The 6363-nt window shown below is 65.1% G+C and carries 7 protein-coding genes and 1 pseudogene; 7 read left to right on the forward strand and 1 reads right to left on the reverse strand.

Annotated features, from left to right (window positions below):
* Nucleotides 1–128 (reverse strand): annotated as a pseudogene (locus ACXMYJ_RS28255) (amidohydrolase family protein); the annotation flags it as partial.
* 264 nt (nucleotides 129–392) lie between these two features.
* Between ACXMYJ_RS28255 and ACXMYJ_RS28260 the strand changes: the two are divergent.
* From ACXMYJ_RS28260 to ACXMYJ_RS28290, 7 genes are read left to right on the forward strand one after another with little or no spacing between them, the layout of a single operon-like run.
* Nucleotides 393–935: a carboxymuconolactone decarboxylase family protein gene (locus tag ACXMYJ_RS28260; protein ID WP_260754509.1), complete on the forward strand. Its 543-nt coding sequence runs from the start codon at nucleotides 393–395 to the stop codon at nucleotides 933–935.
* 5 nt (nucleotides 936–940) lie between these two features.
* Entirely contained in the window at nucleotides 941–2278 is a 1338-nt protein-coding gene (locus ACXMYJ_RS28265; RefSeq protein WP_260754510.1) for an aromatic ring-hydroxylating oxygenase subunit alpha, read from the forward strand.
* Nucleotides 2271–2600, forward strand: coding sequence for a hypothetical protein (locus ACXMYJ_RS28270; RefSeq protein ID WP_260754511.1), 330 nt, complete (start codon nucleotides 2271–2273; stop codon nucleotides 2598–2600). Before ACXMYJ_RS28265 ends, ACXMYJ_RS28270 begins: the two co-directional genes overlap by 8 nt.
* A 2-nt stretch (nucleotides 2601–2602) precedes the next feature.
* Entirely contained in the window at nucleotides 2603–3880 is a 1278-nt protein-coding gene (locus tag ACXMYJ_RS28275; protein WP_260754513.1) for a metal-dependent hydrolase family protein, read from the forward strand.
* Complete coding sequence (locus ACXMYJ_RS28280; protein ID WP_260754515.1) at nucleotides 3864–4295, forward strand: nuclear transport factor 2 family protein; 432 nt, start codon at nucleotides 3864–3866, stop codon at nucleotides 4293–4295. Before ACXMYJ_RS28275 ends, ACXMYJ_RS28280 begins: the two co-directional genes overlap by 17 nt.
* Nucleotides 4292–5425: an acyl-CoA dehydrogenase family protein gene (locus ACXMYJ_RS28285; RefSeq protein WP_460359460.1), complete on the forward strand. Its 1134-nt coding sequence runs from the start codon at nucleotides 4292–4294 to the stop codon at nucleotides 5423–5425. The genes ACXMYJ_RS28280 and ACXMYJ_RS28285 overlap by 4 nt, the downstream gene beginning before the upstream one ends.
* Nucleotides 5426–5439: 14 nt before the next feature.
* Entirely contained in the window at nucleotides 5440–6240 is an 801-nt protein-coding gene (locus tag ACXMYJ_RS28290; protein WP_443188537.1) for an acyl-CoA dehydrogenase family protein, read from the forward strand.
* Nucleotides 6241–6363: the final 123 nt, after the last annotated feature.

A 6363-nucleotide genomic window follows, 5' to 3' on the forward strand; every position in this document is an offset into this window, starting at 1 on the left:
CCATCCGGGTTGTGCACCAACCGCGGCGCCTCATCCAAATACCTGCGCGGCAGATGATTCTTGAACATGTCCGGCGGCTCGACGATGTGATCATCCACGCTGATCAAAATCATGTCGTCCTTGTTCACGGTGGCTCTCCTTCCGCCCCTGGGCTCCCACCCCGGGACATGCGGTCTCGGCCTTATGTTCTCCTTCCAAGGAAACTAGCTTCTCCAGGAGCGAGAATCAACGTTCAATAGCGACATTCGCGCTGGCAGATCCCCCCAACCGGGACGCCCGCCGCGTCCGCCGCCCGGCGCGTCCGACCTGCTGCGTTGACGACGCACGGGAAAAGTGGAAATCTATTGGCGAAATATGAGAACCTGATTCTCATGAGTGAGAGGAGGCCGGCAGTGAGAGTGGCCCCACTGCCCGCAGACCATTGGGACGAGGCCGTCGACAACGCGCTGTCGGGCCTGATGCCGGCCGAGCGGCGCAACCCCGAAGCGACCGGAAACCTCGTCGCGACCCTGGTGCGCCACCCGAAGCTCACTAGAGCGTTCCTGCGTTTCAATTTTCATCTGCTGTACGGCTCCAGCTTGCCGGCGCGCATCCGCGAACTCGCGGTCTTGCGCGTCGCGCACCTGACGAAATGCGAGTACGAGTGGCGCCACCACCTCAACATGGGGCGGGAGGCCGGATTGTCCGACGACGTCATCGACGGCGTCGCCCGTGGTGAGCTCTCAGATGAGCTCGACCGCGCCGTGCTGGCCGCCGTCGACGAACTGCACCACGACTCCGTCGTCTCCGATTCCACCTGGACAGTCCTGTCCGCCCGTCTTGACGAGCGCCAACTGATGGACCTCGTCTTCACGATCGGCTGCTATGGCTCATTGGCCATGGCTATCAACACCTTTGGCGTAGAGCCAGACTCCAACATCGAAGCAGAAAGGTAGCCACCGTGGCATTTTTCAAGAAGCCCGACGTCGGCAGCTGGACCGAGAACTGGCCCGAACTCGGCACAGCACCGGTCAACTACGAGGACTCGATCGACCCCGAGCACTGGAAGCTGGAGCAGCAGGCCATCTTCCGCAAGACATGGCTGCAGATGGGGCGCATCGAACTCGTCCCCAAGAAGGGTCGCTACATCACCCGTGAGCTGCCATCGGTCGGCCCAGGTGTGTCGATCATCATCGTCAACGACGGCGAACAGATCCGCGCGTTCTACAACCTGTGCCGCCACCGGGGCAACAAGCTGGTGTGGAATGACTATCCCGGCGAGGAGACGTCCGGCACCTGCCGCCAGTTCGTCTGCAAATACCACGCCTGGCGCTACGACCTCCAGGGCAACCTGACGTTCGTGCAGCAGGAGCAGGAGTTCTTCGACCTCGACAAGGCCGACTATCCGCTCAAGCCGGTGCGCTGCGAGGTGTGGGAAGGCTTCATCTTCGTCAACTTCGACGACAACGCCGTCTCGCTTGAGGAGTATCTGGGCGAGTTCGGCCAGGGCCTCAAGGGCTACCCGTTCCACGAGATGACCGAGCACTACAGCTACCGTTCGGAGATCAAGTCGAACTGGAAGCTGTTCATCGACGCGTTCGTGGAGTTCTACCACGCTCCGATCCTGCACATGAAGCAGGCGGAGAAGGAGGAGGCCGAGAAGCTGGCCAAGTTCGGCTTCGAGGCGCTGCACTACGACATCAAGGGCGATCACTCGATGATCTCGTCCTGGGGCGGAATGAGTCCGCCGAAGGACCTGAAGATGGTCAAGCCGATCGAGCGGATCCTGCACAGCGGCCTGTTCGGCCCGTGGGATCGACCGGACATCAAGGGCATCCTGCCCGACGAGCTGCCGCCGGCGATCAACCCTGGCCGCCACAAGACCTGGGGCCAGGACTCGTTCGAGTTCTTCCCGAACTTCACGCTGCTGTTCTGGGTGCCGGGCTGGTACCTGACCTACAACTACTGGCCCACCGGCGTGGACACCCACATCTTCGAGGCCGACCTGTACTTCGTACCGCCGAAGAACCTGCGCGAGCGGCTCTCTCAGGAGTTGGCCGCGGTGACGTTCAAGGAGTACGCGTTCCAGGACGCGAACACCCTCGAAGCGACGCAGACGCAGATCGGCACCCGTGCCGTGCTCGATTTCCCGCTGTGCGATCAGGAGATCCTGCTACGCCACCTACACCACACCGCCCACAAGTACGTCGACCGGTACAAGGCGTCTCTGGCCAACGGGCACGGGTCCTCGAACGGCGAACACGCCTCCGCAAGCGAGAAGGAGTCCGCACATGCCTAAGCTGCCGGAAGAGTTCGCCGATCTGGAACGGTTCTCGGACTGGTGCCTGCCCACCGAAGAGGAGCGCTACCAGAAGCGGTTGAATTCCACGATGGAGGAGATGCAGGAGCTCTACGACGCCGGCATGGCACGGCTCGAAGACATCATGGTGTACGTGGACGCCCGCTTCCCGCTCGCCTCGATGCCCGACGACGCCAAAGCGCTGGTGCACCTGGGACAGTCGATCGTGATGGTCAGCTTTCCGATCGAGGTGTGGAAGCAGCCGCGCGTGCTCGACAGCGGCGCGGCCTACATCAAGCTGGTCAAGGAGCCGGTGGTCTAGGCGTGCCCCCACCACCCCCAGAGTCCGATGCTCTTCGCGCAAGCGGCTCATCGACCACTCTCAGAGCCGCGGGTTACGTCGACGTCGACGCCGGCGAGATCGTCCGGCCGGGCGTCATCCATGTCGCCGACGGACGGATAGTCGGCCTCGGCGGTGATACACCGGAAGGTTCAACCGAGATCGATCTGGGTGACTCGATCCTGCTGCCCGGTTTGATGGACATGGAGGTCAACCTCCTGATGGGCGGGCGCGGAGAGAACCCGGGCCTGTCTCAGGTGCAGGACGATCCCCCGACCCGGGTGCTGCGTGCGGTGGGAAACGCCCGCCGCACGCTGCGTGCCGGGTTCACCACCGTCCGCAACCTCGGGCTGTTCGTCAAGACCGGCGGATACCTGCTCGACGTCGCCCTCGGTAAGGCGATCGACGCCGGCTGGATCGAAGGCCCGCGCGTCATCCCGGCCGGTCACGCCATCACCCCGACCGGCGGCCACCTCGACCCGACGATGTTCGCGGCGTTCATGCCCGGCGTGCTCGAGTTGACCATCGAGGAGGGCATCGCCAACGGGGTCGACGAGATCCGCAAGGCGGTGCGCTACCAGATCAAGCACGGTGCGCAGCTGATCAAGGTGTGCTGTTCAGGCGGTGTCATGTCACTGACCGGAGAGGCCGGCGCACAACACTATTCGGACGAGGAACTGCGCGTCATCGTGGACGAGGCACACCGCCGCGGGTTGCGGGTCGCGGCCCACACCCATGGCGCGGAGGCGGTCAAGCATGCCGTCGAGTGCGGCATCGACTGCATCGAGCACGGCTTCCTGATGGACGACGAGGCCATCCAGATGCTGGTCGACAACGACCGCTTCCTGGTGAGCACGCGCCGACTGGCCGAATACATGGACGTCTCGAAGGCACCGCCGGAACTGCAGGCCAAGGCCGCGGAGATGTTCCCGAAGGCGCGGACGTCGATCAAGGCCGCCTACGAGGCGGGGGTGAAGATCGCCGTCGGCACCGACGCACCAGCGATTCCCCACGGCAAGAACGCCGACGAGCTCGTCACCCTCGTCGACTGGGGCATGCCACCGGCGGCGGTGTTGAAGGCAGCGACCGTGGTGGCCGCGGACCTGATCAACAAGTCCGACTCGCTCGGCCGCCTCGCCGAGGGATACCTTGCCGACATCGTCGCGGTACCGGGCAACCCACTGGACGACATCGGCGTTACACGCAACGTCAACTTTGTAATGAAGGGCGGTAAGGTCTACCGACATGAGCAACCGCACTGAGGATCTCGTCGAGATCCAGCAGCTCCTTGCGAAATACGCGGTCACCATCACCCAGGGTGACATCGACGGACTGATGTCGGTGTTCACACCGGATGGCACCTACAGCGCGTTTGGCTCGACCTACACGCTGGCCCGCTTCCCCGAGTTGGTGGACGCCGCGCCCAAGGGCCTGTTCATGACCGGCACCTCCCTGGTCAACCTCGACGGCGACGATCCGGACAAGGCGACCGGCACCCAGCCGCTGTGCTTCATCGAGCACTCCAAGCACGACATGCGGATCGGCTATTACAACGACACCTACGTCCGCACCGAAGGCGGCTGGCGGCTGAAAACCCGTGCCATGACGTTCATCCGGCGCTCCGGGGAGCACGACTCCGGGCGCCCGCACGCGATCGGGAGGCCCGAAGCCGGATGACCGTCTCCGCCGACATCTCGAGCCCGTCCGAATTCCGGTCGCAGTTGACGGCCTGGCTGGACGAGAACGATATGACCCCCGCGACCGAAGATCACTCCCTGCAGGGGCACATCCGTCAGTTCGCCCGGGTGCAGCGCGCGCTGTACGACGCCGGCTGGAGCCGCTTCGGCTGGCCCGAGCAGGCCGGCGGCCTCGGCGGTCCGGCGCTGCTGCGGGCCATCGTCGGCGAGGAGGTGGTGGGCCGGCGGCTGGCCGAGCCGGGACCGTACTCGATGCTCGAGGTGCTGGCACCGACCATGATCGACTACGCGCCCGAGGAACTGGCTGCCGAGATGGTGCCCAAGCTACTCAGCGGCGAAGAGCAGTGGTGCCAGGGCTTTTCAGAGCCCGGCTCGGGCAGCGACCTGGCGTCGCTGACCACGCGCGCGGTGCAGCAGGGCGATACGTGGGTCATCAACGGCCAGAAGGTGTGGACGAGTTTCGCCCAGTACTCGCACCGGTGCATTCTGCTCACCCGCACCGGCGACGCGGACACTCCCGATCACCAGGCCATCACCGCGTTCTTCGTCGACGTCGACACTCCGGGCATCTCCGTGCGGCCGCTGCGCACGATGCACGGTGTCGACGAGTTCTGCGAGGTGTACTTCGACGACGTCGTGGTGGATGGCGGGCGCATGCTGGGCAGGCCCGGTGACGGCTGGCAGCTGGCGATGGATCTGCTGCCTTATGAACGCTCGACGTGTTTCTGGCAGCGCATCGCGTACCTGTACTCACGGTTCGACGCGCTCGTCGAGGAGGTGAAGAGGCAGGGTCAGGGCGTCGACCAGGACATGGGCGAGGCCTATCTGGCGTTGCACACGTTGCGGTGCCGGTCGCGGGCCACCCAGCACCGGCTGGCCGACGGACTCAAACTCGGTCCCGACACCTCCATCGACAAGGTGCTGCTCGCCGGGGCCGAGCAGCGGCTCTACGACACCGCACGCGATCTGCTGCCGGGCGCCGTCGAACTCGAGGACACCGAATGGCGCACGAAGTACCTGTATTCACGTGCGGCGACCATCTACGGCGGTACCGCCGAGGTACAGCGCAACATCATCGCGCGCCGGTTGCTGGATCTCGGGAAGGAGTGAGGATGGCACCCCAGATGGACGAGGGCTCACTCGACATGCTCGAGGTCTCCCTGCGCAAGACCATGTTGGCGAAGTCCGGCCCGGATCTCGATGCGGCACTGGCCGACATGGGCTGGGCCGAAATGCTGTCCGAGGCGGCCGAGCAAGCCGTCCCGCTGGTGTTCCGGCTGTTGGGCGAAACCGGCTCGCACGCCTCGGTTCTCGTCGACGTGGTGCTGCACGCCACCGGCAACGCGATCGGCGACACCGTCGAGCTTCCGTTGCCGTATGCCGGCAATACATGGGTGGTGTGGGACCGAATCAGCGCGGACAGCCTCGAACCCACCCTCGGTGGCCTACCGCTGCGCCGTGAGGAGGAGGGCTATCCGATCCGGGTGGCCGAGGCGCGGGTGGCGGTCGGCTGGTGGCTGGTCGGTTCGGCCAGAACGATGTTGAGCCTGGCCCGGCAGCATGCGCTGGACCGGGTGCAGTTCGGCAGGCCCATCGCGTCGTTCCAGGCCGTCCGGCACCGCCTCGCCGAGACGTTGGTGGCCATCGAGGGGGCCGAGGCGACACTGCGCCTTCCCGGGGCCGACAACCCCGATCTGACGGCGCTGCTGGCCAAGGCCGCCGCCGGAAAGGCTGCGCTGACGGCTGCCAGAAACTGCCAGCAGGTGCTCGGAGGTATCGGCTTCACCGAAGAACACGACCTGCAACTGCACGTGAAGCGTGCCCTGGTGCTCGACGGATTGCTCGGCAGCTCAAGGGAGCTCACGCGGCGAGCGGGCGCCGGCCTGCGGGCGCGCGGTTCGGCTCCCCGGCTGGCCCACCTCTAGTGTCCTGAGTCATTAATTGCGATCTAGTTGTTAGACTGGGTTGTGCCGACACCTCATGCCGCGAAGATTGTCTTGACCACTGACGAGCGGGCCGAGTTGGAGGGGTGGGCGCGGCGACGATCC

This window comes from Mycobacterium sp. ZZG (genome assembly GCF_054786995.1).

What these genes read in the sequence shown, in the direction of transcription:
- ACXMYJ_RS28270 (WP_260754511.1), top strand. Translation starts at nt 2,271, where the DNA reads ATGCCTAAGCTGCCGGAAGAGTTCGCCGATCTGGAACGGTTCTCGGAC.
- ACXMYJ_RS28285 (WP_460359460.1), top strand. Translation starts at nt 4,292, where the DNA reads ATGACCGTCTCCGCCGACATCTCGAGCCCGTCCGAATTCCGGTCGCAG.
- ACXMYJ_RS28290 (WP_443188537.1), top strand. Translation starts at nt 5,440, where the DNA reads ATGGACGAGGGCTCACTCGACATGCTCGAGGTCTCCCTGCGCAAGACC.
- ACXMYJ_RS28280 (WP_260754515.1), top strand. Translation starts at nt 3,864, where the DNA reads ATGAGCAACCGCACTGAGGATCTCGTCGAGATCCAGCAGCTCCTTGCG.